General features: G+C 67.2%; 18 protein-coding genes. 11 read left to right on the plus strand and 7 right to left on the minus strand.

Features of this window, described 5'->3' with window-relative positions; translation table 11 throughout:
- The first annotated feature begins 4 nt into the window (after window positions 1–4).
- The 9 genes from P73_RS15355 to P73_RS15395 all read left to right on the plus strand — a co-directional run bounded on the left by P73_RS15355 (window position 5) and on the right by P73_RS15395 (window position 9,010).
- Window positions 5–1,015: an ABC transporter substrate-binding protein gene (locus P73_RS15355; protein WP_043870251.1), complete on the plus strand. Its 1,011-nt coding sequence runs from the start codon at window positions 5–7 to the stop codon at window positions 1,013–1,015.
- Window positions 1,016–1,092: 77 nt separating this feature from the next.
- Entirely contained in the window at window positions 1,093–1,899 is an 807-nt protein-coding gene (locus tag P73_RS15360; protein WP_043870252.1) for an ABC transporter ATP-binding protein, read from the plus strand.
- Window positions 1,896–2,759 (plus strand): ABC transporter permease, encoded by an 864-nt coding sequence (locus tag P73_RS15365; protein ID WP_052453322.1) that lies wholly within the window; start codon window positions 1,896–1,898, stop codon window positions 2,757–2,759. Before P73_RS15360 ends, P73_RS15365 begins: the two co-directional genes overlap by 4 nt.
- 9 nt (window positions 2,760–2,768) lie before the next feature.
- Complete coding sequence (locus tag P73_RS15370) at window positions 2,769–4,046, plus strand: cytosine deaminase (RefSeq protein WP_043870253.1); 1,278 nt, start codon at window positions 2,769–2,771, stop codon at window positions 4,044–4,046.
- Entirely contained in the window at window positions 4,043–5,461 is a 1,419-nt protein-coding gene (locus tag P73_RS15375) for an FAD-binding oxidoreductase (protein WP_338032837.1), read from the plus strand. The genes P73_RS15370 and P73_RS15375 overlap by 4 nt, the downstream gene beginning before the upstream one ends.
- Window positions 5,458–6,054 (plus strand): NAD(P)H-dependent oxidoreductase, encoded by a 597-nt coding sequence (locus P73_RS15380; RefSeq protein ID WP_043870254.1) that lies wholly within the window; start codon window positions 5,458–5,460, stop codon window positions 6,052–6,054. Before P73_RS15375 ends, P73_RS15380 begins: the two co-directional genes overlap by 4 nt.
- Window positions 6,054–6,674, plus strand: coding sequence for an NAD(P)H-dependent oxidoreductase (locus tag P73_RS15385; protein ID WP_043870255.1), 621 nt, complete (start codon window positions 6,054–6,056; stop codon window positions 6,672–6,674). The genes P73_RS15380 and P73_RS15385 overlap by 1 nt, the downstream gene beginning before the upstream one ends.
- Window positions 6,675–6,686: 12 nt before the next feature.
- Window positions 6,687–7,475, plus strand: coding sequence for a creatininase family protein (locus P73_RS15390; RefSeq protein WP_043870256.1), 789 nt, complete (start codon window positions 6,687–6,689; stop codon window positions 7,473–7,475).
- A 161-nt stretch (window positions 7,476–7,636) separates the two neighbouring features.
- The gene (locus tag P73_RS15395; RefSeq protein WP_275451660.1) at window positions 7,637–9,010 is read left to right on the plus strand and encodes an aminotransferase family protein; all 1,374 of its coding nucleotides are present in this window, start codon (window positions 7,637–7,639) and stop codon (window positions 9,008–9,010) included.
- Window positions 9,011–9,151: 141 nt separating this feature from the next.
- Here the strand turns inward: P73_RS15395 and P73_RS15400 are convergent, their stop codons facing one another.
- Entirely contained in the window at window positions 9,152–9,415 is a 264-nt protein-coding gene (locus P73_RS15400; protein WP_043870258.1) for a hypothetical protein, read from the minus strand.
- A gap of 202 nt (window positions 9,416–9,617) precedes the next feature.
- Window positions 9,618–10,295 carry a TetR/AcrR family transcriptional regulator gene (locus P73_RS15405; RefSeq protein ID WP_139267052.1) on the minus strand — a complete coding sequence of 226 codons (678 nt, stop codon included), beginning with the start codon at window positions 10,293–10,295 and terminating at the stop codon, window positions 9,618–9,620.
- Window positions 10,296–10,521: 226 nt separating this feature from the next.
- Here P73_RS15405 and P73_RS15410 point away from each other — a divergent pair, with 226 nt between their 5' ends.
- A complete protein-coding gene (locus P73_RS15410; RefSeq protein ID WP_052453325.1) occupies window positions 10,522–11,802 on the plus strand; it encodes an efflux RND transporter periplasmic adaptor subunit in 1,281 nt (426 codons plus the stop codon).
- A gap of 30 nt (window positions 11,803–11,832) precedes the next feature.
- On the plus strand, window positions 11,833–14,946 hold the full coding sequence (locus P73_RS15415; protein WP_043870259.1) for an efflux RND transporter permease subunit: 3,114 nt from the start codon (window positions 11,833–11,835) through the stop codon (window positions 14,944–14,946).
- 122 nt (window positions 14,947–15,068) lie between these two features.
- Here P73_RS15415 and P73_RS15420 read toward each other — a convergent pair whose 3' ends face one another.
- Genes P73_RS15420 through glgC form a run of 5 tightly spaced genes read right to left on the minus strand, consistent with a single transcriptional unit; the run spans window position 15,069 to window position 23,331 of the window.
- Window positions 15,069–16,700, minus strand: a complete 1,632-nt coding sequence (locus P73_RS15420; RefSeq protein ID WP_043870260.1) for an alpha-D-glucose phosphate-specific phosphoglucomutase — start codon at window positions 16,698–16,700, stop codon at window positions 15,069–15,071.
- Window positions 16,697–18,571: a 4-alpha-glucanotransferase gene (gene malQ / locus P73_RS15425; RefSeq protein WP_043870261.1), complete on the minus strand. Its 1,875-nt coding sequence runs from the start codon at window positions 18,569–18,571 to the stop codon at window positions 16,697–16,699. Before malQ ends, P73_RS15420 begins: the two co-directional genes overlap by 4 nt.
- The gene (gene glgX, locus P73_RS15430; RefSeq protein ID WP_043870262.1) at window positions 18,564–20,654 is read right to left on the minus strand and encodes a glycogen debranching protein GlgX; all 2,091 of its coding nucleotides are present in this window, start codon (window positions 20,652–20,654) and stop codon (window positions 18,564–18,566) included. Before glgX ends, malQ begins: the two co-directional genes overlap by 8 nt.
- Window positions 20,651–22,072, minus strand: coding sequence for a glycogen synthase GlgA (gene glgA, locus P73_RS15435; RefSeq protein WP_043870263.1), 1,422 nt, complete (start codon window positions 22,070–22,072; stop codon window positions 20,651–20,653). The genes glgX and glgA overlap by 4 nt, the downstream gene beginning before the upstream one ends.
- The gene (gene glgC, locus P73_RS15440) at window positions 22,069–23,331 is read right to left on the minus strand and encodes a glucose-1-phosphate adenylyltransferase (RefSeq protein WP_074743041.1); all 1,263 of its coding nucleotides are present in this window, start codon (window positions 23,329–23,331) and stop codon (window positions 22,069–22,071) included. Before glgC ends, glgA begins: the two co-directional genes overlap by 4 nt.
- Between the last annotated feature and the right edge of the window lies 1 nt (window position 23,332).

Here is a 23,332-nt window from a genome sequence, read left to right on the forward strand (position 1 = left end):
TTACATGACCTTGAAACGCGTTCTCGCGGGGCTGAGCCTTGCCGCGACCGGCTCCACCGCCGCGCTCACCGGCGCCGCCGCGCAGGATCTCACGCCCGTCTCCTTCGGCACGAACTGGCTCGCGCAGGCCGAACACGGCGGATATTATCAGTCGGTGGCCGACGGCACCTATGCCGAATGCGGTCTCGACGTGACCATCGTGCCGGGCGGGCCGCAGGTGAACAACCGCGCGCTGATGCTCGCCGGCAGGATCGACTATCACATGGGGGGCGATCTGTTGCAGGCGTTCAACGCCGCGAAGGAAGGCATCCCCGTCGTCGCCGTCGCCGCCACGTTCCAGAAACACCCGCAGGTCATCATCGCCCATCCCGGCAAGGCCGAGACGTTCGAGGATCTGAAGGACCTGACACTGCTGATCGGCGACAACGGCTTCGCCTCCTATTACCAGTGGATGATCGCCGCCTATGGCTTCACCGCCGAACAGCGCGAACCCTACACGTTCAACCCCGCCCCCTTCCTCGCGGACGAGAACAAGGCGATGCAGGGCTTCCTGTCCTCCGAACCCTATGTGATCGAGACCGAAGGCGGCTTCACCCCGGACGTCTTCCTGATCGCGGATGCGGGTTATTCGACCTATGCCACGACGATCGAGACGATGGCGGACACGATCGCGGAGAAGCCCGAACAGGTGAAATGCTTCGTCGATGGCTCCGCGAAGGGCTGGTACAACTACCTCTACGGCGATCATTCCGCCGCCGATGCGATGATCATCGAGGCGAACCCCGACATGACGCAGGACAAGATCGACTTTGCCATCGAAAAGATGAAATCCGAGGGCATCGTGGACAGTGGCGATGCGCTCGAGATGGGGATCGGCGCGATGACCGACGAGAAGATCAAGGACTTTTACGACAAGATGGTGGAAGCCGGCGTGATCGAGGCGGATCTCGACTATTCCGCCGCCTATACGACCGAGTTCGTGAACCAGCAGGTCGGCATGGACCTCAAGCCATAAGCCGGCACAACGGCTCACGGGACCGCGGGCGACCGGAACAGCGGCCGCCCGCGCGCCACCACGCACGAAAGACCGACATGACCCCGCCCCTCACCATCCCCCCGCTCGGCCAGCGCGACAGGCTGCTGGACATGTCCCATGTGGACAAGGTGTTCAACGGCGATGTCGTCGCGCTGAAGGACATGACGCTGACCGTCAACCAGGGCGACTTCATTTCCCTGCTCGGCCCGTCGGGCTGCGGCAAATCCACCGCGCTGCGCCTCATCTCCGGCCTCATGCGCCCCACCTCCGGCCAGATCCTCTGGGAGGGCGGAATGCGGAAGGGCGATCTCGGCGTCGTCTTCCAGGAACCGACGCTCATGCCCTGGGCGACCGTCGAACAGAATGTCTGGCTGCCGCACCGGCTGCGCGGCAAGTCGCTGTCGGACGTGCGCGACGAGATCACCTGGGCGCTGAAGATGGTCGGGCTCGAGAAGTTCCAGCGCAGCTATCCGCGCGAGCTGTCGGGCGGGATGAAGATGCGGGTCTCCATCGCCCGCGCGCTCGTGACCGAGCCGCGGCTGATCCTGATGGACGAACCCTTCGCCGCGCTCGACGAGATCACCCGGCACAAGCTCAACAACGACCTTCTCGAACTGCGCGACAAGCTCAAGTGCACGGTGATCTTCGTCACCCATTCCGTGTTCGAGAGCGTCTTCCTCTCCGACCGCATCGTGGTCATGGCCGCCCGTCCGGGGCGCGTCTCCTCCGAAGTCACGGTCGAGGCGCCCTATCCGCGGACCGAGGCGTTCCGCACCTCCGCGCATTATGCGGACCTGTGCCGCAGGGCCTCCGAGGCGCTCCACGGCGCGATGAACCAGCATGGCGAAAGGATCTCCGCATGAGCGTGTCCGATCTGAACACCACACCCCCCGCCGCCCTCGTCGACGAGGAGGAACAGGCCTATGCCCGCGCGCTGCGCCGCGACAGGATCGCGAAATGGCTGCTTCCCGTCGCCGTGGTCGCGCTCGCGATCTTCCTGTGGGACCGGGTCGTCGTCTGGAACGGGATCCCGCATTACATCCTGCCCGGCCCCGGCCTCGTGGTCGAGACGCTGATCGCGGACTGGGCGATGCTCTCCTCCGCGCTCTGGGTCACGGTGAAGATCACGCTCATGGCCCTCGGGGTCGCGGTGATCGGCGGGGTCGGCCTCGCCATCCTCTTCACCCAGTCGCGCTATTTCGAGATGTCCTTCTATCCCTTCGCGGTCATCCTCCAGGTGACGCCGGTCGTCGCCATCGCGCCCCTGATCTTCATCTATGTGGACAGCCGGCTTGCGGGGCTTCTGCTCTGCGCCTGGATCGTGGCCTTCTTCCCGATCCTGTCGAACACCACGCTCGGGCTCAACTCCACCGATCACAACCTGCGCGATCTCTACAAGATCTACGGCGCGACGCGCTGGCAGCGGCTGCGCTACCTTCAACTGCCCACGGCCCTGCCCTATTTCCTCGGCGGGCTGCGCATCGCGGGCGGGCTGTCGCTGATCGGCGCCGTCGTGGCCGAATACGTGGCGGGCACGGGCGGCATCGGGTCGGGACTGGCTTTCCGCATCCTCGAGGCGGGCTATCGTCTCAACATCCCGCGCATGTTCGCGGCGCTTCTGCTGATCGCGGCCACCGGCGTCGTGATCTTCACCGCAGCCTCGCTTCTGAGCCATGCGCTGCTGCACAAATGGCACGAAAGTGCGATCAAACGGGAGTCCTGAGAGACCTGCATGAGCTTTTGCGTTCTGCCCAGCGGCGCGAAGACACTGAGAAATGTCACCGTTCCCTCCAGCCTTCTCGGGCGTCCGGGGGATCTCACGAGAACCGATCTCACGATCGAAGACGGAAAGATCGCATCAACGGACGCTGGCGCCTCAGCCGAAACTGCGATCGACATGAAGGGCGCGATGGCCTTCCCCTGTTTCGTCGACATGCACACCCATCTCGACAAGGGGCATATCTGGCCGCGCGCCGCCAATCCCGACGGCACCTTCATGGGCGCGCTCGAAACGGTGCGCGCGGATCACGCGCGCTGGTCGGCCGGTGACGTGGAGGCGCGCATGGAGTTTTCCCTGCGCGCGGCCTATGCCCATGGCACGAAGGCGATCCGCACCCATATCGACAGCCTCGACGGCCTCGCCGCCTCCTCCTTCGGCGTCGTCGCCAGGATGCAGGAGAAATGGGCCGGGAAGATCGCGCTCCAGGCCTCCTGCCTCGTGGCGATCGACAAGATCTTCCGCGACCGCGGCGATTTTCCCGCCGTCGCCAGGATCGTGGCCGAGGGCGGCCACACCCTCGGCGCCGTCACCTATCCCGTGCCCGACCTGAAGGAGCGGCTCCTCGATTTCTTCCACCTCGCGATGCTCCACGACCTCGAGGTGGATTTCCATGTGGACGAGACCGACGATCCGACCTCCGACACCCTGCGCACGATTGCCGAGACGGTGCTCGAACTCGGCTTCACCAATCCCGTCACGGTCGGCCATTGCTGTTCGATCTCGGTCATGCCCGAGGAGACGGCGGACGGGATCATCGCGCTCGTGGCGCAGGCGGGGCTCAACGTCGTCTCCCTGCCGATGTGCAACCAGTATCTCCAGGACCGCTACAGGGGCCGCACCCCGCGCTGGCGCGGCGTCACCATGGCGCATGAGCTGAAGGCGGCGGGCGTGAACGTCTCCTTCGCCTCCGACAACACCCGCGACCCGTTCTATGCCTATGGCGACCTCGACATGATGGAGGTGATGCGCGAGGCGACCCGGATCTGCCATCTCGACCATTGCGAGGGCGCCTGGGTCGATGCCTTCTTCGGCAATCCCGCCCGCGCCTGCGGGTTCGACACCCCCCGCCTGACCGCCGGCGCACCCGCCGATCTGGTGATCGCCGGCGCCCGCGACTGGACCGAGCTCTTCGCCCGCCCCCAGTCCGACCGGATCGTGCTCCGGGACGGCGATCCGATCGACCGCACCCTGCCCGCCTATAGTGACCTCGATGAACTGCTGAGCCAATGACCATGACCCCGAATATCGCCGCCGCCAAGGCCGCCCTCTCCCACATCCAGATGGATGAAAAACCGGCCACCATCCGCGCCAAGTCGCGTGACTTCTTCTGGTATTCGCCGATCCTGAAGGCGCGCCTCGACCATCTCGAGGCCGATTTCGTCGTCAACCCCGCCTCCGAGGCGGAGGTGATCGAGATCCTGAGGACCTGCTACGCACACGATGTCCCCGTCACCGTGCGCGGCGCGGGAACCGGCAACTACGGCCAGGCCATGCCGCTCGCGGGCGGCTGCCTCATCCACATGGCGCGGTTCAACAAGGTGAAGGAGGTGCACCCCGGCCGCGTCATCGCCGAGCCCGGCTGCGTGATCCGCGACCTCGACGCCTTCTGCAAGGCCGACAGCGGCCAGGAATTGCGCATGATGCCCTCCACCGCCCATCAGGCCACGATCGGCGGCTTCGTCGCGGGCGGCTCCGGCGGCATCGGCTCGGTGCACTGGGGCGCGCTGCGCGATCTCGGCAACATCATCCGCCTGCGCGTCGTGACGATGGAGGAGGAGCCGCGCGTGCTCGAATTCCGCGGCGAGGAGCTGCACCGCGTCTCCCACGCCTACGGCACCAACGGCATCATCACCGAACTCGAGATGCCGCTCGCCCCGGCCTATGACTGGGTGGACATGTTCGTGTCGTTCAAGGACTTCCGCGAGAGCATGGAATATTCGGAGGCGCTCGCCAACGAGGCGGGGATCCTTCTCAAGCTCGTTTCCCTCTACGAGGCCCCGCTTGCAAAGGAATACTTCCAGCGCGTCAAACCCCATGTGGAGGCGGACGACAGCCTCGTCGGCCTCATGGTCGCGCCGCATTCGATGGACGGGTTCGAGACCTTCACCGCCCGCTGGCCCGGCGCGAGGATCATCTACCGCTCCGACAACGTGACATGGGACCGCCACCCCGGCCCCGTCTTCGAACACGGCTGGAACCACACCACGCTGCGCGCGCTCAAGTTCGACAAGTCCCTCACCTATCTCCAGGTGCGCTATTCCTATCCGCGCCATATCGAGCTCGTCGAAAAGGTGCGCGCGGAATTCGGCGCCGAGGTGCTCCAGCATCTCGAGGTGATGAAGGAGGGCGGCAAGGTCATGTTCGCCGGCCTGCCCATCGTCAGGTACACCACGGACGAACGGCTCGAGGAGATCGTGCGCCTGCACGAGCAGATGGGCTGCATGATCTTCAACCCGCATCGCTACACGCTCGAGGAAGGCGGGCGGCAGTCGACCGACCGCCGACAGCTCGAGTTCAAGCGCGAGGCCGATCCCAAGGGGCTTCTGAACCCCGGCAAGATGATCACATGGGACGAGCCCGATTTCGACTATTCCGCGATCTACGCCTACAAGGGCATGCGCCCGGCACCGGAGACCGCCGAATGAGCGCCGCCGCGAAGGGCCGCGTCCTCGTCCTCTACGCCCATCCCGTGCCCGAAAGCTTCAACGCCGCCGTGCACCGCACGGTGGTGGAGACGCTGGGCGCAAAGGGCTGGGAGGTGGACGACTGCGACCTCAATGCCGAGGGCTTCCAGCCCGTGCTGACGATGGAGGAGCGGCGGACCTATCACGAGGTGCCCGACAACATCGACCCGGTGAAGCCCTATGTCGAGCGGCTGCGCGCCGCGGATGCGCTCGTCATGGTCTTCCCGGTGTGGAATTTCGGCTATCCCGCGATCCTCAAGGGCTTCCTCGACCGCGTCTTCCTGCCCGACGTCTCCTTCAAGCTCGAGGGCGGCGGGGTGCGGCCGGGCCTGACGAACATCCGCAAGCTCTATGCCTGCACCACCTACGGCGGCACGCGGATGCGGGCCTGGCTCAACGGCGATCCGCCCCGCAAATGCGTCACCCGCGCCGTCTGGTACGCTTGCGGGATGCCGGCAAAGCGATACATTGCGCTCTACGACATGAACAACAACCGGGAGCCGCAGCTCAAGGCCCATCTCGAGCGGGTGCGGCGGGAGATGGAGGCCTTCTGATGGAGCGCGCGCTCGTCGTCTATTGTCACCCCCAGGAGGGGTCTTTCAACGCGGCCATCCGCGACCTCGTCGTCGCGGAACTGTCCCGCGCGGGGATCGCCTATCGCCTCCGCGATCTCTATGCCGACGGGTTCGATCCCGTGATGTCCGCGCGCGAGCTCGCGCAATATTACCAGATCCCCGAAAACCGCGCGCCGGTGCAGCGCGACTGCGACGACATCCTGTGGTGCGACAGCCTGATCTTCGTCTATCCGACCTGGTGGTACGGCCTGCCGGCGCTGCTCAAGGGCTGGCTCGACCGCACCCTCCTGCCCGACGTGGCCTTCATCATGCCGCGCACCGACGGCGAGAACATCCTGCCCGGCCTCACCCATATCACCAAGCTCGGCGTCTACACCACCTGCGGCGCCTCCTGGTGGCTCACCCGCTTCATCGGGGCGCCGGGCCGGCGGACGCTGATGCGGGGGCTGCGCCTCATCCTCGCGCGCAAGTGCAAGACGAGCTTCGCCGCCCATTACCTGATGGACAGTTCCACCCCCGACAGCCGCCGCAAGCACCTCGGAACGGTCCGGCGGCGGCTGCGCAAACTCATCGAGACCCCCGCGCCGCTCGCGGGCTAGAAAGGACATGGCATGAGACGTTTCGACTGGGCCGAGTATCGCACCACGGAGTTTTCCGGCTTCGACCCGGAGAAGACCATCGCGATCCTGCCCACCGCCGCCATCGAACAGCACGGGCCGCATCTTCCGGTGGGGGTCGACACCCATATCAACGAGGGCATGCTCGCCCGGCTGCGCGAGACCTGCCCCGACGACCTCGACATCCTCATCCTCCCGGTGCAGGCGGTCGGCAAGTCGAACGAACATCTCCACGCCGACGGCACGCTCACCCTCACCGCGCAGACGGCGCTCTCGGCCTGGACCGAGATCGGGCTGTCGGTGGCGCGCGCGGGGCTGAGGAAGATGGTGATCGTCAACAGCCACGGCGGCAATCTCGACCTCATCTCCATCCTCGGGCGCGAATTGCGCGTCGAGGCGGGGATGATGGTGGTGAAATGCCAATGGGGCAATTTCGGGCGCCCGGACGGCATGTATAGCGCACAGGAAACCACCTACGGCATCCACGGCGGCGATGTGGAGACCTCGCTCATGCTGCATTTCAAGCCGCATCTGGTGGACATGGCGGCGGCAGAGGATTTCCGCTCCGCGGCAGAGGACGCGCCGATCCCGCCCACGGGGCCCGTCAACCTCGCCTGGGTGTCGGCCGATCTCAATCCGAAGGGCACGGTGGGCGAGGCGCATCTCGCCACCGCGGAAAAGGGCGCGGCGACCTGCGCGCATCAGGTGGCGGGATTCATCGAGATGATGCGGGCGTTGCGCGACCTGCCCACGAAAGGCTATGCGCGCACCAACCCGGACTGAGGCAGCGACGGCCCGCCCGGCCGCACAGGACATGACAATCTTCGGCGACCGGAGCGGCAATCGCGCGACTTCCCCTGTTCATCGCCGAAAAGCCCGCTAACATCGAGGACAATCCGGCACGGAAGAAGCCCCTGCGCGGATGTCATCCTATGGAGTTTCCCATGCACGACAACGATCTTTCCGCCATCGTCGAAGCCGACCGCGCCCATGTCTGGCACCACATGTTCCAGCACGCCGCCCTCGACACCCGCGATCCGCGCATCATCGTGGAGGGCAAGGGCATGCTGGTCTGGGACCAGAACGGGCGCGAGTTTCTCGACGCCGTCTCCGGCGGGGTCTGGACGGTCAATGTCGGCTACGGGCGCGAGCGCATCGCCAATGCGGTGCGCGACCAGATCCTGAAGATGAACTATTTCGCAGGCTCCGCCGGCACCGTTCCCGGCGCGCGCTTTGCCGAGATCCTGACGTCGAAAACGCCCGGCCTCACGCGCATGTATTACTGCAACTCCGGATCGGAAGCCAACGAAAAGGCTTTCAAAATGATCCGACAGATCGCTCACCAGCGCTATGGCGGACGGAAGACGAAGATCCTGTTCCGCGAACGCGACTACCACGGCACGACCATCGGCACGCTCTCCGCCTGCGGCCAGAAGCAGCGCGCGGAACACTACGGTCCCTTCGCCCCCGATTTCGTCGAGGTGCCGCATTGCCTCGAATATCGCAAGCAATGGGATGTGGAGAATTACGGCCTGCGCGCCGCCGAAGCGATCGAGGAGGTGATCCTGCGCGAAGGGCCGGACACGGTCGGCGCGCTCTGTCTCGAGCCGGTCACGGCGGGCGGCGGCGTCATCACGCCGCCCTCCGGCTACTGGGAGAAGGTGCAGGAGATCTGCCGCACATACGACATACTCCTGCATATCGACGAGGTGGTCTGCGGCATGGGGCGGACGGGCGAATGGTTCGGCTACCAGAACTTCGGGATCGAGCCGGATTTCGTGACCACGGCAAAGGGCGTCGCCTCGGGCTATGCCGCCATCGCGGTGATGCTCACCACCGAAGAGGTGTTTTCGATGTTCCGCGACGCGCCGGAGGATCCGCTCGGCTATTTCCGCGACATCTCCACCTTCGGCGGCTGCACCGCCGGCCCGGCGGCGGCGATCGAGAATGTCGCGATCATCGAGGAGGAGGGCCTGCTCGCCAATTCGAAGGCCATGGGCGCGCGGCTGAAATCCGGGCTGGAGGCGCTGATGGACAAGCACCCGCTGATCGGCGACGTGCGCGGGCTCGGGCTCTATGCCGGGGCGGAGCTGGTGGCGGACCGCGCGACCAGGGAACCGCTCTCCGAAAAGCTGGTCGGCGCGGTGGTCGCGGACTGCGACCGGCAGGGCGTGATCATCGGCGCGACCAACCGCTCCGTGCCGGGCTTCAACAACACGCTGTGTTTCTCGCCCGCGCTGATCGCTGACGAAGGCGACATCGACCGGATCCTCGACGCGGTGGACACGGCCCTTGAAAAGGTTGCGGCAGAGGTTTAACTCTGCCATTCAACCAATTGATGCGCATAACTTTTTGAAAGTTCCCGCGCTTCGCGGAACAGCGATACGACAGATCCGGCCTCCGGCAAAAAGGCGCATCTTCCCGCGAAGACGCGCCTTCATTCCGTCGCCCCCAACGGATCAGTTGGTGCCGGTGGTCGTCGTCGTGGTCGTGGTGGTCGTGGACGACCCGCCGCCGCCGCCCGCCATCGCCGCGATGGCGCCAATGCCCGCCACGGCGGGCGCTGCGGCGACGAAGAGGTTGGTCGCATCTCCCGCAGGAGGCAGGTTCAACGTTTCCCCGGTCGGGGAGACAGGCTGTTCCGGCGCGGCGGTGTCCTGGGCCTGGACGGCGCCCGCGGTCACGCCGAAGGCCAGCGCGGCGGAGAGGGCAAGAATACGCATGTGTCGGTCCTTTCCAAAGGCAAAGACCCCCTTGCGAGGGAGCCGAACGGGTGTCTAACTCGCCTTTAGGTATAGCGCAAAACGGCGTCCCCGTGCAGGCCAAAACGCCGCTCCCGCTGGAAATCGCGCCGATGAGCCGGTTTTCGCCGGACGAACCGGGGGCATTCCCCCGCTTTTGCCTGAAGTTTCGGCACATGCAGGATCAGGCGGAGGGCAGAGCCCGGCGACAGCCGCCGAGAAAAAGCGAAATCGCCAGCTCCCGCCTGAGGCGAGTTGCCTCGGGGGTCGGAACCGGGAGCGTCGGGTCGAGCAGGCGCGGGATCGGCGCGTGGAAGGCCATGTCGATCAGCATCTCCGCCGCCTCCGCCTGCACCTCGGGGGCGAGCGCGATCTCGCCCTCCGCCACCGCCGCCGCCAGCTCCGCGCGCAGATAGCCCGCCAGCGTGCCGCGCCCGCTCGAACACATGTCCTGCGCGAGCGAGGGATAGGTCTTTGCCTTGGCGATGATCGACCGCAAAAGCTCGAACTTGTGGGTGTCGCTTGCCGGCGGATCGTTCGGGGTCAGGAGAATCGCAAGGCGCGCGGCGAGCGGCAGGGCGCGCTCCTGCGCCGCCAGCGGCCGGAAGATCGTGCGGCTCACCTGTGCGATCGTCGCCCCGATCAGCGCCTCGCGGCTGCCGAACAGCTCGTAGAGCGTCCGCTTCGACATCCCCACCGCCCGCGCGATCTCCCCCGTCGAAAGGGAATCCAGCGGCCGGGTGAGCAGCAGATCGGCCGTCACGCGCAGGATTTCCGCCTCCCGCTCGGCCGCGTTCATCTGCACCGGCCGCCCGCGACGCCGCGGCGCGAGGCTGCACACCGCCTCTGCCTGTTTCTTCACCACTTGCTTCTCCTCACAGCCTCCCCTGCACGCGCGCACAGACACGACCGATCCGAACGCTTTACAAAACTACCGCGTTTCATTATCGCGGATCAAGAGCCGCCCTCATCTGTTCATCAAGGGCGCGGCATGCTCTTGCCGAGCCGGACAAATAGAACGAGACTGAGAGACTGCAATTTCCCTGAAGGGCACACCTGACTGCCCGACGCCTTTCCCGGAGCATATCATGCAAACAGCCTTTCCCGCGCCTCTGAGCGTCCTTCCCCGCCGGTTCGCCGCCGCCGCCGCCGTCGTCCTTGCCGCGGCGCTCGGCGCGCAGGCCCAGGAGGAACAGCCGCCGATGCCCGTCACGGTCGTGACGCTGCAAAGCCAGTCGGTGACGCTGACGGCGCCGCTGCCGGGCCGTGTCGCGGCCTCCGCCGTTGCCGAGGTCCGGCCGCAGGTCAACGGCATCATCCGCGAAAGGCTGTTCGACGAGGGCAGCCATGTGGAGGAGAACGCCCCGCTCTACCAGATCGACGCGGCAAGCTACGAGGCGGCACGCGCCGCCGCCGAGGCGAGCCTCGCCCAGGCGCGCGCCACGCTGAACTCGGCCCAGATCGCCTATAACCGCCAGGAGGAGCTGCGGACGCGCAACGTCATCGCCCAGCAGAACCTCGACGCCGCCATCGCCGAACGCGACACCGCCGCCGCCGGCGTGAAGGTCGCGGAGGCCAACCTCCAGGCCGCGGAGATCGACCTCGACCGCACCACGATCCGCGCCCCGATCGCGGGGATCACCGGCCTGTCGGACGTCACCCAGGGTGCGCTCGTCACCTCCGGGCAGCAGACCGCGCTGACCACGATCCGCGCGCTCGACCCGGTCTATGTCGACGTCACCCAGTCCGCCGCCGACATCCTGCGCTGGCGCCGGCTGAGCATCGCGGAGGCGACGCTCGACCAGGGCGAGGAGTACGATGTCAGCCTGACCCTCGCCGACGGCTCGGTCTACGAGGAGACCGGCAAGCTCTCCGCCGCCGAACCGCATGTGCGCGAGGACACCGGCACCGTGCTGCTGCGCCTGTCCTTCCCCAACCCGGAGGGGTTCCTCCTGCCGGGGATGTATGTCCAGGTGGAAATGCCGCAGGGCGTGATCGAGGACGCGATCCTCGTCCCGCAGGAGGCCGTGTCCCGCGACCGGCGCGGGGTGCCCACCGTCTTCGTCGTCAATGACGAGAACGTGGTCGAAAGCCGCACCCTCACCGTGGAGCGCGACCAGGGCACGAACTGGATCGTGACCGACGGCGTCGCACCGGGCGAGCGGGTGATCGTCGCCGGTCTCCAGAAGACCGCGCCGGGTGCCACCGTCACGCCGCAGGAGCGCACCCCGGCAGAGGCCGAGGAGGCCGCGACCGGCGGCGATGCCCCCGCAGACGCGCAGGATGCGCCGGCCGAGGCGGCGCCCGCAGAGGACGCCCCGGCCCAAGACGCCCCGGCGGACGAAGCCCCCGCCGAAGACGCCAACTGACCCGAGACGTCCAGCGCATAAGGAGCCCTCATGGCCCGCTTTTTCATCGACCGACCCGTTTTCGCCTGGGTGATCTCGATCCTCATCATGGGGGTCGGCCTCCTGTCGATCACCACCCTGCCCGTCGCACAATATCCGCAGATCGCACCGCCCTCGGTGTCGATCCGCGCGACCTATCCGGGCGCCTCGGCGGAAACCGTCGCCAACACGGTCACCCAGATCATCGAGCAGCAGATGACGGGGCTCGACGGCATGCGCTACATGTCGTCCTCCTCGACCTCGGCCGGCTCCGCCACGCTCACCCTCACCTTCGAGACCGGGACCGACCCCGACATCGCGCAGGTGCAGGTCCAGAACAAGCTGTCGCAGGCCACGGCGCTGCTGCCCGAAGCGGTGCAGCGCCAGGGCGTGACGGTGGAGAAATCCTCCGCCGGCTTCCTCATGGTGCTCGGCGTGATCTCCGACGACGGCAGCATGGATCAGGCCGACCTCTCCGACTATCTCAACTCCAACCTCGTGGACGCCTTCAGCCGGATCGAGGGCGTCGGCGGCACCCAGGTCTTCGGCGCGGAATACGCGATGCGGATCTGGCTCGACCCGTCGAAGCTGGCGGCCTTCGACATGTCGCCCGCCGACGTGGTCAACGCGGTGGCGACGCATAACGCGCAGATCTCGGCCGGGTCCTTCGGGTCCATGCCCGCGCCGGAAGGCCAGGCCTTCACCGCGACGATCACGGCGCAATCGCTTCTCGAGACGCCGGAGGATTTCCGCAACATCATCCTGCGGTCCGAGGAAAACGGCGGCATCGTCCTGCTCGAGGATGTCGCGCGGGTCGAGATCGGCGCGGAAAACTACATGACCATCGCGGAATACAACGGCAAGCCGTCCTCGGGCATGGCGATCCAGCTCGCGCCCGGCGCCAACGCGCTCGACACCTCGGAACGGGTGCGCGAGGCGATCGAGGAATATGCCCAATACTTCCCCGACAACATGAGCTACGTCATTCCCTACGACACCACGCCCTTCATCGAGATCTCGATCCACGAGGTGCAGAAAACGCTGATCGAGGCGATCGTGCTCGTCTTCTTCGTGATGCTGCTCTTCCTCCAGAACCTCCGCGCGACGCTCATCCCGACGCTCGCCGTCCCGGTCGTCATCCTCGGCACCTTCGCGGTCCTCGGCCTCTTCGGCTTCACCATCAACGTGCTGACCATGCTCGCGATGGTGCTCGCCATCGGCCTGCTCGTCGACGACGCCATCGTCGTGGTGGAGAACGTCGAGCGGATCATGGAGGAAGAGGGACTGCCGCCGCGCGAGGCGACGCGCAAGTCCATGGGACAGATCACGGGCGCGCTCGTCGGCATCGCGCTCGTGCTGTCGGCGGTGTTCGTGCCGATGGCCTTCTTCGGCGGCTCGACCGGGGTGATCTATCGCCAGTTCTCGATCACCATCGTCTCCGCCATGCTGCTGTCTGTCGTGGTCGCCCTGACGCTCACGCCGGCGCTCTGCGCCACGCTGCTGCGCGGCAAGGACGTCCATCACACCAAGCGCGGGCCGTTCGGCTGGTTCAACCGCGGGTTCGACCGTGTCTCCGGCGGCTACGGCTCGACCGTGGGCCATATCGTGCGCCGCCCGCTGCGCATGCTCGTCGTCTACGCGCTGATCGGCGGCGGGATCGCCTGGCTCTTCATGCAGACGCCCACGGGCTTCCTGCCGGACGAGGACCAGGGGATCATGATGGCGCTGGTCCAGGGGCCGTCGGGATCGACCGCCTCGAACACCCAGGCCGCGAACGACCAGCTTCGCGACTACTTCCTCAGCGCCGAAAGCGAGAATGTCGACTCGGTCTTCTCCGTCGTCGGCTTCTCCTTCTCCGGCGCGGGCCAGGACAACGGCCTCGCCTTCGTCCGGCTGAAGGACTGGGAGGAACGCCCCGATGCGTCGCAATCCGTCCAGGCCGTCGCGGCGCGCGCCTTCCCGGCGATGATGGCGATCCAGGAGGCCAATGCCTTCCCCGTCGTGCCGCCCGCGGTGATCGAGCTCGGCAACGTCTCCGGCTTCGACTTCTACCTCCAGGCGCAGGGCGGACAGACCCACGAGCAACTGCTCGAGGCCCGCAACCAGGTGCTTGGCATGGCCGCCCAGAGCCCGCTGCTCACCTCGGTCCGCCCCTCCGGTCTCGAGGATGCGACCCAGTTCAAGCTCGACATCGACTGGCGGGCCGCCGGCGCGATGGGGGTCTCTCCGGCCGATGTCGGCGACACGCTCGCCATCGCCATGGCCGGCACCTATGTCAACGACTTCAACGACCAGGGCCGCACCAAGCGTGTCTATGTCCAGGGCGAGGCGGATGCCCGCTCCACCCCGGAAGATCTCCAGAGATGGCGGGTGCGCAACTCCTCGGGCGAGCTCGTGCCCTTCTCGAACTTCACCACCGAACGCTGGGTCTACGGTCCGCAGGGCCTCAACCGCTACAACGGCACACCCTCGATGCAGATCCAGGGGTCGCCCGCGGCCGGGGTGAGCACCGGCGAGGCGATGGCGGAGATCGAGCGGATCGTCGGGGAACTCCCGCCGGGCTATTCCGTGGCCTGGACCGGCCTGTCGCTCGAGGAACGCGAAAGCGGATCGCAGGCGCCGATGCTCTACGCGCTCTCGCTCGCGGCGATCTTCTTCTGCCTCGCGGCGCTCTACGAAAGCTGGGCGATCCCCTTCTCGGTCATGCTCGCCATGCCGATGGGGGTCCTGGGAACGCTCGCGACGGCCTATCTCTTCGGCTTCCAGAACGGCGTGTTCTTTCAGGTCGGGCTTCTGACCGTGATCGGCCTCACGGGCAAGAACGCGATCCTGATCGTCGAGTTCGCGCGCGAACAGGTCGATGCGGGCAAGGACGTGGTGGAGGCGGTGCTGATCGCCGCGCGCCAGCGGTTCCGGCCGATCGTGATGACCTCCATGGCCTTCTCGCTCGGCGTCGTGCCGCTCGTGCTCTCCACGGGTGCGGGGGCCGGCGGCCGGCAGGCGGTCGGCGCGGCGGTGCTCGGCGGGACCATCACGGGCACCGTGCTGGGTGTGCTCTTCGTGCCGCTCTTCTTCGTCCTGGTGATGAAGGTCTTCGGGCGCAGGATGGCGGCGAAACCGGCCTGATCCCCCGGCCTTCCCCAAGGTCGGAAAAAGCCGGACAGAAACAGACCAGACAGAAACAGACCGGGCGCCTCGCGGCGCCCGGTTTTTCATTGCCCTTCGCGGAAATTGTCAGGTGACAATTGTCAGGTGACAACATCCGGGGCGCTGCGGCCGGTGCGGGCGCGGATCTGGGCCAGGCTCTCGGCCGCCGCCACCATGTCCGACAGCGCGCTCTGCGGATTGTCCTGAAGCGCGGCCGCCTTCGTCTCCAGCTTTTCCAGATAAACGCGCAGCGTCGCACCCTGCGTGCCGGTGCCCGAGAGGCGCAGAACGATCCGGCTGCCATCGGCAAAGAGGATCCTTATGCCCTGCCCCTCCGAACGCGACCCGTCCACCGGATCGTCATAGGCGAATTCGTCGGCATTCTCGATCCGCATCCCCTCGATCAGCCGGCCTTTCAGGTTCGGCAACTGCCGCCGCAGCGCCTCCATCAGCGCGTTCGCCGCATCCGCGTCCACCTCTTCGTAATCATGGCGTGAATAATAGTTGCGGCCGTATTTCGCCCAGTGATCCGCCAGGATGTCGGCCACGGGCATCCGCCGCTCCGCCAGCACGTTGAGCCAGAACAGCACCGCCCAGAGCCCGTCCTTCTCGCGCACATGGTCCGAGCCGGTCCCGGCGCTTTCCTCTCCGCAGAGCGTGGCGCGACCGGCATCGAGCAGGTTGCCGAAGAACTTCCAGCCCGTCGGCGTCTCGTAGCAGTCGATCCCGAGCTTCGCGGCCACCCGGTCGAGCGCGCGGGAGGTCGGCATGGACCGCGCCACGCCTTTCAGGCCGTCCTTGTAGCCCTTGACCAGCGTCGCGTTGGCGGCGAGGACGGCGAGGCTGTCGGAGGGCGTGACATAGGCGTTCCGGCCCACGATCATGTTGCGGTCGCCATCGCCGTCGGAGGCGGCACCGAAATCGGGCGCCCTCATGGACATCATGATGTCCATGAGATCCTTGGCCCAGATCGGGTTCGGGTCCGGATGCCCGCCGCCGAAATCGGGCGAGGGCACGGCATTCACCACGCTCCCCTCCGGCGCGCCCAGCCTGTCCTCGAGGATCGCGCGGGCATAGGGCCCCGTGACCGCGTGCATCGCATCGAAGCGGATGCGGAACCCGCCCGCGAAGAGCCCGCGGATCGCGTCGAAGTCGAAGAGCTCCTCCATCAGCTCGGCGTAATCCGCGACCGGATCGACCACCTCGATCTCCATCTCGCCGAGCGTCGCCGTGCCGGGGGTGGACAGGTCCACGTCCTGCGCCGCGAGGATCCTGTATTCCGTGATCGCCTGCGTCGCCTCGAAGATCTTCGCGGTGACGCCCTCCGCCGCCGGGCCGCCGTTCGGCGTGTTGAACTTCACGCCGAAATCCTCCTCGGGCCCGCCGGGATTGTGCGAGGCGGACATGATGATGCCGCCATCCGTTCCGCGCTTGCGGATGAGGTTGGAGGCGGCGGGCGTCGACAGGAGGGCATCCTGCCCGACGATCACCTTGCGCGCGCCGTTGGCGGCGGCCATGCGCAGGATCACCTGCGCCGCGCGATCGTTGAAATAGCGCCCGTCGCCGCCCAGCACATAGGTCCTGCCCGCCGCGCCGCCGGTGCCGTCGAAGATCGACTGGACGAAATTCTCCAGGTAATGTGGCTGCATGAAAACCGGGGTCTTCTTGCGCAGGCCGGAGGTGCCCGGCTTCTGGCCTTCGATCGCGTGGGTTGCAACCACTTCGGGGGTCATACTTGCTGTCCTCTTCCTACTCTGTCATTCCGGCGCATGATCTGTGCCACACGCTCCATATTACCCATATCTGACATGGTTTCGACACCCTGCGGCAAGCGGATCCGCCAGTTGGGATATTCCGTGGTCGTCCCCGGCAGGTTCTGCTGGTCTTCCATCTCCAGAACGATCTCCGCCTGAACCCCCACGAGGCGGGTCGGCGTCGCGGCGAGAAATCCGTGGAGCGCGTCCTCATCCGTTTCCGGCAAAAGGGCATCGAAGGCCGCTACCTCGCGCGTGCGGCTGGCCAGCGCGGCCTCGCCCTGTGCGGCGTCGAGGTTGTCCGCCGTCATCCGCGCCGTAATGTCCGCGCCCTTGCGCCAGCCGCGCCAGGTCGGCAGGTCGTGGGTGGAAAAGGAGGCGATGGCCGCCTCGTCATAGGCGGCGGCGGGCTTGAAGACGGGGGCGTGCCAGTCGGAGCGTTCGAACATCGCCACCCGGCAGCCGAGGATGCCGGAGGCCGCAAGCGCCTCGCGCAGCCCGTCGGGAATATTGCCGAGATCCTCGCCGATCACCAGGCCGCCGGCCCGCGCCGCCTCGATCCGCGCCACGGCGAGCATCGGATCGCGCGGCATGGTGAGATAGGTGCCGGGGGCGCCGTCCGGCACCCAGAAGGTGCGCTCGAACCCGAGGATGTGGTCGATGCGCAGGATGCCGGCGTAGCGGAACTGCCGCGCGAGCGTCTCCGCCAGGGCGGCATAGGAATTCTCCCGCAGCGCCCGCGGGTTGAAGGGGGCAAGGCCCCAGGTTTGCCCGTCGGCGGCAAAGGCGTCGGGCGGCGCGCCGAGCGAGACGTCGAGCGCGAAATGCTCCGGGTCCTCCCAGGTCTCCGCCCCGTGCGGATGGGTGCCGACCGCGAGGTCGAGGTAGAGCCCGTGCGCCATGCCCGCGGCCTTCGCCGCCGCCTGCGCCTCGCTCAGCGCCTCATGGGCGCGCCACTGCATCCAGGCGTGGAACCGGATCTCCTCCCCGAGCTCCTCCCGCGCGCGCGCCGCCTCCGTGCCGCCGGGCGATCTGAGGGCTTCGGGCCAGCCGCACCAGAAGGCGCCGTGGATCTGCGACAGCGCCTGATGCAGGGCGAAGGTGCGGAGCGCGGGGCCCTCGGCCTCGAGAAACGCCTCGAAGGCCGGGGGCGCGCGATCCGCCTCGAAGGCCCGGCGCAAGGCGTGCAGGCGCTCCGGCGTCTCCCGCGGGTATTCGACGAGCGCGCCGGGCTGGCCGGTCGGCGTCGGGATGTGGATCACGTTGAGCCGGCGGCGGTGGGAGGGCGAATAGGGGCTGAAATGCTCGGGAACCGTGGGAAATCCGGCATGGACCGGATTGATGCCGAGAAAGGCCGCGTCCTTGGGGCCGAGCGCGCGCGCCAGCCGTGCCAGATCGCCGTAACTGCCGATCCCCTTTTCCGAGAGCGCATAGAGCGGCGCGATCAGCCCCCATGCCCGCTCCGGCAGGGCAAGCCGCGGCGGGGCGGCCAGAAGCGTGACGCGGCGCCCCCCGGCCACCAGCCGGTGAATGCCGAGCGGCAGTTCGGGAAGGCTCGCCGCGCCGCGCCCCTCGATCCGTTCTCCGTCCTCGCGGGTCAGTTCCCAGGGCACCTCCCCGATGTCGACCCAGGGCCGCGTGCCCGCCGCGAAGACCACGTCCCAGGGCAGATCGTCGTCGCCCTCCGCGAGACGCTCGCGCGCCTCCGCCTCGGTCGCGGCGGGCTGTCCCAGCGCGGCGAGCAGCGCGACCGCGCTCTCGACCCCGAGATCGTGGGCGACGCCGGTCTGGTCGTGGTAGCGGCGGTGGAAGCCAAGCCGCTCGGCAAGATCCAGACGCGCGTCAGCCATGAACAGTCTCCAGTTCGAGTGCGAGAACGGTTTCCCGCCCCGCCTTCAGAAAGCCCCCGTCGACCACCTCGCCGTCGATATCGGGATGGCCGGTGTCGATCCACAGCCGCCAGCGCCGGTTTTCCGGGCAGGGCGGCAGGTGGACGGTCACCGCCTCGCCCCGGTTGAAGACGAGAAACACCGCCTCCTCGCGCTGCGCATAGGCCGGCGTGCCCGAGGCGATCCGCATCTCCACGCAGAGCGTCCGCAGGTCCGGCGCGTTCCAGTCGGCATCCTGCATCGGCACGCCGTCCGGGCGCCACCAGAACAGGTCCTCGATCCCGTCGATGAGCCGTTCATGCGCGTGCAGGAAGCGTTTCTGCCGCAGGATCGGGTGGTCCCGGCGGAAGGCGATGAGCCGGCGCACGAAGTCGAAGAAGGCCCAGTCCGCCTCCGGCCAGTCGATCCAGCCGATCTCGTTGTCCTGGCAATAGGCGTTGTTGTTGCCCCTCTGGGAATTGCCGAGTTCGTCGCCCGCCACGATCATCGGCGTGCCCTGCGAGAACAGCAGCGTCGCGAGCAGGTTGCGCCGCCGCTGCGCCCGCGCCGCGACGATCGCCGGATCGTCGGTCTGCCCCTCCACGCCCATGTTGTCGGAGCCGTTGTCGTTATGCCCGTCGCGATTGCCTTCGCCATTGGCCTCGTTGTGCTTGGCCGAATAGCTCACCACATCCATCAGCGTGAAGCCGTCGTGGGCGGTGACGAAATTGACCGAGGAGGTGGCGGGCCGCCCGGAATGGTCGAACTGGAGCGCAGAGCCGGTGATGCGGTCGGCCAGCACCGGCACATGCCCCGGATCGCCGCGCCAGAACCGCCGGATGCCGTCGCGGAACTTGTCGTTCCACTCGAGGAACGGCGGCGGGAAGCCCCCGACCCGGTAGCCCCCCGGCCCGATGTCCCAGGGCTCCGCGATCAGCTTCACTTGGGTGAGCACCGGGTCCTGGCGGATCGCCTGGAAGAAGGCGGCGTTGCGGTCGAACCCGGTCGGCGTGCGCCCGAGCGTCGCGGCGAGGTCGAAGCGGAAGCCGTCCACATGCATCACCTCGACCCAGTAGCGCAGGCTGTCGAGCACCATCCGCAGCACCATCGGGTGATCCATATTGATCGTGTTGCCGGTGCCGGTGTCGTTGATGTAGTAGCGCGGATTTTCCTGGAGGCGGTAATAGCTGCGGTTGTCGAGCCCGCGGAAGGAGAGGGTCGGGCCGAGCTCGTTGCCCTCGCCCGTGTGGTTGTAGACCACATCCATGATGACCTCGATCCCGGCGGCATGCAGCCGGGCGACCATGTGCTGAAACTCCGCGATCTGCCCGTTCTCGAGATAGCGCGGCTCGGGCGCGAAGAAGCCGATGGTCTGGTAGCCCCAGTAGTTGACGAGCCCCTTCTCGATCAGGAAACGGTCGTTGAGGAAGGCCTGGGAGGGCAGCAGCTCGATCGCGGTGATGCCGAGGCGCACGAGATGGTCGAGCACCGCGTCGGAGGCGAGGCCGAGGAACCTGCCCTTGCGGATGACGTCGGGATGAAGCTGGGTCAGCCCCTTCACATGCGCCTCGTAGATCACCGTTTCCTCATGCGGCACACGCGGCGGCGTGTCCCGGCCCCAGGCGAAGAGCACGTCCTCCACCACGCAGCGCGGCATGTAGCGGGCATTGTCGCGCTTGTCGAAGGACAGGTCCGCCTGCCCGTGCCCGACCTTGTAGCCCATCAGCGTGTCGTGCCAGTCGGGATGGCCGGTGATGCGCTTGGCATAGGGGTCGAGCAGCAGCTTGTTGGAGTTGAAACGATGGCCCTCTTCCGGCGCATAGGGTCCGTCGGCGCGGATCCCGTAGAGCCGTCCGGGGCGGAGGCCGGGGATGTAGCCGTGCCAGACGTCCCCGTCCCGTTCCGGCAGATCGAGCCGGTGGGTTTCGGTCTTTCCGTCTGGCGAGAACAGGCAGAGCGTGATCCTGCGCGCGTGCTGGGAGAAGACCGCGAAGTTCACGCCCTCGCCGTCGAACGTGGCCCCGAGCGGCGCGGCACGCCCCGCGAGAATGGAATATTCCCTCATCCGGCGTCGTCCACGGCGGTCATCTCCGCAAAGAGGGCGGCATAGGCGGCGGCGGAGGCCGACCAGCCGACCGGCTGCGCCATCGCGTTGCGCGCCATCTTCGCCCAGAGCGCCGGATCGCGGTAGAGGGTGCAGAGCCGGGTGAGCGCCTGCCGGAGCGCGAGCGCGGTGGTCGGGTGGAATTGCAGGCCGGTCGCCACGCCCCGCGCCAGCGCGGCCGCATTGGCGTTGATCACCGTGTCGGCAAGCCCGCCGGTGAGCGAGACGAGCGGCAGCGTGCCGTAGCGCAGCGCGTAGAGCTGGGTGAGGCCGCAGGGTTCGAAGCGGGACGGCAGGAGGATCGCGTCGCCCGCCTCGATGAGCCGGCGGGCGAATTCCTCGTCATAGCCGATGCGCACGGACACGCCCGGATGGGTCAGCGCCGCGTCGCGGAAGGCGCCCTCGAACCACGGGTCGCCGGAGCCCAGGAGCGCGAGCTGCCCGCCCTGTTCGATCAGGGCCGGCAGCGCCTCGAGCAGCAGGTCGAAGCCCTTCTGCCCGGTGAGGCGCGAGACGACGACGCAGAGCGGCCCGTCGCTTTCCGGCAGGTGCAGCTCCTCGCGCAATGCGGCCTTGAGCTTCTTCTTGGCGGCCGGCGCGCGATAGGGCGGCGACCAGACCTCCTCGTCGATGCCGTTGAGGATGCCGACGAAATCGGCGGCGCGCCCGGCGAGCACGCCCTCCATCCCCATGCCGAATTCCGGCGTCATCAGCTCCTGCGCATAGGTGGGCGAGACGGTGGAGACCTTCGTCGCGCCGACGATCCCGGCCTTCAGCGCGGAGACCTGCCCCCAGTATTCGAACCCGCTCTGGGTGAAGCCCTGCGGCGGCAGGCCGAGCGCGCCGACCGTGTCGCCGGGGGAGCAGCCCTGGAAGGCGATGTTGTGGATCGTCATCAGCGTCTTCACCCGTTCCGCCGCGCCAAGTTCGCGCAGGTAGACGGGGGTGAATCCCGCCTGCCAGTCGTGCAGGTGGAGGATTTCGGGAAACCAGTCCTCGATGCCGTAGGCCGCGACCATCGCCGCCGCCAGCGACAGCGCGGCGAAGCGTTGCGGATTGTCCGGCCAGTCGTAGCCGTCCGGGCCGAGATAGAGCGAGCCGTCGCGGTCGAAGAGATGCGGCGCGTCGAGGATGTAGAGCACGGTCCTGCCGAGCCGGGCGGAGCGGATGCTGGCCGGACCGCCGAACAGGTCGGGAATGTCGAAGACGACGGGCGCGTCGGGCCGGGCCGCGAGCACCGGCCGGTAGCCCGGCAGCAGCGTGCGCATCTCCACCCCGTGCTCCACCAGCGCCCCCGGCAGCGCGCCCGCCACATCGGCAAGGCCGCCCGTCTTCACCAGGGGGACGCATTCCGAGGTCACGGAAAGTACCCGCGTCATAGGCCGCCGTCCCTCCGGTCGATCATGTCCTGGGTGATGAGCGTGACGCCGCCCTCGGAGACGCGGAACCACTTGGCGTCCACTTCCGGGTCCTCGCCCACCACGAGCCCCGCCGGGATCTGCACGCCGCGGTCGATCACCACGTTCTTCAGCCGGCAATGCCGCGCGATGTTGACATGCGGCAGGCAGACGACACGTTCGAGCGAGGAATAGGAATTCGTCCGCACATGGGTGAACAGCAGGCTTTCGCGGATTTCCGTGCCGGAGATGATGCAGCCGCCCGCGATCATCGAGCTGACGGCCGAGCCGCGCCGGTCGGGGCGGTCGTGGATGAACTTCGCCGGCGGCGTGTTCTCGCTATAGGTCCAGATCGGCCAGTCGCGGTCCCACAGGTCGAGCTCCGGCGTGAAGTCGGTGAGGTCGATATTGGCGCGCCAGTAGGCGTCGAGCGTGCCCACGTCGCGCCAGTAGGGTTCGGCCTCCGGATGGCGCACGCAGCTGTCGGTGAAGCGATGCGCCTGGGCCTTGCCGCGGGCGACGATCTCCGGGATGAGATCATTGCCGAAATCATGGCTCGAATGCGGGTCGGCCATGTCCGCGAGCAGCCGCTCGCGCAGGCATGTCCAGTCGAACACATAGATCCCCATCGAGGCGAGCGCGTGATCCTCGTCGCCGGGGATGCCGGGCGGGTTGGCGGGTTTCTCGAGAAAGGTGGTGATCCGGTCGGTTTCGTCCACCCCCATCACGCCGAAGGCCGTGGCCTCCCGCCGGGGCACGGTGAGGCAACCGATGGTGACATCCGCGCCGCTTTCGACATGCTGGCGGATCATCACCTCGTAATCCATCTTGTAGATATGGTCACCGGCGAGGATCAGGATGTAATCCACGTTGTAACTGTCGATGATGTCGATGTTCTGCGCCACCGCGTCGGCGGTTCCGCGATACCATGTGCTTTCCTCGTAGCGCTGCGAGGCGGGCAGGATGTCGAGGAATTCGTTGCGCTCCGCCCGGAAGAAGGTCCAGCCGCGCTGGATGTGCCGGATCAGCGAATGCGCCTTGTATTGCGTCGCGACCGCCATCTTGCGGATGCCGGAGTTGAGCGCGTTCGACAGGGCGAAATCCACGATGCGGTTCTTGCCGCCGAAATAGACGGAGGGTTTCACCCGGTTGTGCGTCAGCTCCCGAAGCCGCGAGCCGCGCCCCCCCGCCAGAACGAAGGCCATCGTGCGCGGCGCGAGTCTGTTTGTCGGTCTTGCCATC

This window comes from Celeribacter indicus, from assembly GCF_000819565.1.
Classification (GTDB): domain Bacteria; phylum Pseudomonadota; class Alphaproteobacteria; order Rhodobacterales; family Rhodobacteraceae; genus Celeribacter; species Celeribacter indicus.

Coding starts and splice junctions, on each gene's coding strand:
- P73_RS15355 (WP_043870251.1), top strand. CDS start 5: ATGACCTTGAAACGCGTTCTCGCGGGGCTGAGCCTTGCCGCGACCGGC.
- P73_RS15360 (WP_043870252.1), top strand. CDS start 1,093: ATGACCCCGCCCCTCACCATCCCCCCGCTCGGCCAGCGCGACAGGCTG.
- P73_RS15365 (WP_052453322.1), top strand. CDS start 1,896: ATGAGCGTGTCCGATCTGAACACCACACCCCCCGCCGCCCTCGTCGAC.
- P73_RS15370 (WP_043870253.1), top strand. CDS start 2,769: ATGAGCTTTTGCGTTCTGCCCAGCGGCGCGAAGACACTGAGAAATGTC.
- P73_RS15375 (WP_338032837.1), top strand. CDS start 4,043: ATGACCATGACCCCGAATATCGCCGCCGCCAAGGCCGCCCTCTCCCAC.
- P73_RS15380 (WP_043870254.1), top strand. CDS start 5,458: ATGAGCGCCGCCGCGAAGGGCCGCGTCCTCGTCCTCTACGCCCATCCC.
- P73_RS15385 (WP_043870255.1), top strand. CDS start 6,054: ATGGAGCGCGCGCTCGTCGTCTATTGTCACCCCCAGGAGGGGTCTTTC.
- P73_RS15390 (WP_043870256.1), top strand. CDS start 6,687: ATGAGACGTTTCGACTGGGCCGAGTATCGCACCACGGAGTTTTCCGGC.
- P73_RS15395 (WP_275451660.1), top strand. CDS start 7,637: ATGCACGACAACGATCTTTCCGCCATCGTCGAAGCCGACCGCGCCCAT.
- P73_RS15400 (WP_043870258.1), bottom strand. CDS start 9,415: ATGCGTATTCTTGCCCTCTCCGCCGCGCTGGCCTTCGGCGTGACCGCG.
- P73_RS15410 (WP_052453325.1), top strand. CDS start 10,522: ATGCAAACAGCCTTTCCCGCGCCTCTGAGCGTCCTTCCCCGCCGGTTC.
- P73_RS15415 (WP_043870259.1), top strand. CDS start 11,833: ATGGCCCGCTTTTTCATCGACCGACCCGTTTTCGCCTGGGTGATCTCG.
- P73_RS15420 (WP_043870260.1), bottom strand. CDS start 16,700: ATGACCCCCGAAGTGGTTGCAACCCACGCGATCGAAGGCCAGAAGCCG.
- malQ (WP_043870261.1), bottom strand. CDS start 18,571: ATGGCTGACGCGCGTCTGGATCTTGCCGAGCGGCTTGGCTTCCACCGC.
- glgX (WP_043870262.1), bottom strand. CDS start 20,654: ATGAGGGAATATTCCATTCTCGCGGGGCGTGCCGCGCCGCTCGGGGCC.
- glgA (WP_043870263.1), bottom strand. CDS start 22,072: ATGACGCGGGTACTTTCCGTGACCTCGGAATGCGTCCCCCTGGTGAAG.
- glgC (WP_074743041.1), bottom strand. CDS start 23,331: ATGGCAAGACCGACAAACAGACTCGCGCCGCGCACGATGGCCTTCGTT.